This is a genomic window from Asanoa hainanensis, from assembly GCF_900188485.1.
Taxonomy (GTDB): domain Bacteria; phylum Actinomycetota; class Actinomycetes; order Mycobacteriales; family Micromonosporaceae; genus Asanoa; species Asanoa hainanensis.
In genome coordinates this window covers 1-1,225 of the sequence record NZ_FZPH01000044.1, presented here as the reverse complement: position 1 = coordinate 1,225, position 1,225 = coordinate 1, and the positions used below count along the sequence as shown (strand labels likewise).

1 protein-coding gene is annotated in these 1,225 nt (G+C 66.2%); it reads left to right on the top strand.

The genetic code is table 11. The annotated features are described in order from the left end of the window. Positions 1-71: 71 nt before the first annotated feature. The coding region (locus CHC05_RS40475) for an IS701 family transposase (RefSeq protein ID WP_089256221.1) at positions 72-1,225 on the top strand (1,154 nt) is incomplete at its 3' end.

The window sequence follows — 1,225 nt, the reverse complement described above, 5'->3', positions numbered from 1 at the left end:
CTAGTAGGGCTTTGTCACCCTTCGAGTGGCTGATGGTGACGGGTTCGGGTTGATGTTGGTGTCGTCGAGGAATGGACACTGCGCAGGTACGACGGCTCGGCGATGATCTGGCGGAGTATGTCGGGGATGTGTTCGCGTCGCTGAGATACGCGGGTTGGCAGGACCGGGCCGGGCATTATCTGCGTGGCCTGATGCTCGATGGTCGGCGTAAGTCGATCCAGCCGATGGCGGCCCGGTTGCGCGGGCCACACGAGCAGGCGTTGAACCATTTCGTCACGAACAGCCCGTGGGACGTGACGCCGGTGCGCCGCAGGATCGCCGAACGCATGAACGAGGCGTTGGATGATGCGGCCTGGGCGATCGATGACACCGGCTTGCTCAAATACGGCAAAGCGTCGCCGTGTGTCGCTCGTCAGTACACCGGCACCGCGGGAAAGATCACGAACTGTCAGGTCGCGGTGTCGGTCAGCATGGTGACCGAGACGGCGTCATGTCCGGTCGATTGGCGGCTATTTCTGCCTGAGGCCTGGGATCCGGCATCGCCCAAAGCGAGCGCGGACGTGGACCAGCGGCGTCGGCGGGCGCAGATCCCGGACACCCTCGGGCATCGACCGAAGTGGCGGCTCGCGTTGGACATGATCGATGAGCTGCTGAGCTGGGGTCTGCACCCGAGTGCGTTGGTCGCCGATGCCGGCTACGGCGATGCCGGCGAGTTCCGCCAAGCCCTCGCCGAGCGTGGCATCGGCTACGCGGTGCAGGTCGCGCACACGATCACCGCCTATCCGCTCGACGTGGAACGCACGACAGTGCCGTACTGCGGTGACGGCCCTTATCCGAAGAAGATCTACCGCCAACCCGCACCCTCGGTTCGTGACCTGATCCTGGCCGCCGGGCCGAAAGCCCCGCGACGGGTCACCTGGCGCGACAGTTCCCGCCGGCGAGCCGGCCGGCCGGTCCCCATGAGCTCACGGTTCGTGTTCCAGCGGGTCCGCCCGGCCGGCCCGGCCATCCGCTCCGCGCACCTGGGCCAGGATCTGCCCGAAGCCTGGCTGATCGCCGAATGGCCGACCGGCGAGCCGGAACCAGTCAAATACTGGCTGTCGAACCTGCCCGAACGCACCGCGAAACGCACCCTGATCCGGCTCGCGAAACTACGCTGGCGCGTCGAACACGACTACCGCGAAGTCAAAACCGGACTCGGCCTGGACCACTACGAAGGCCGTGT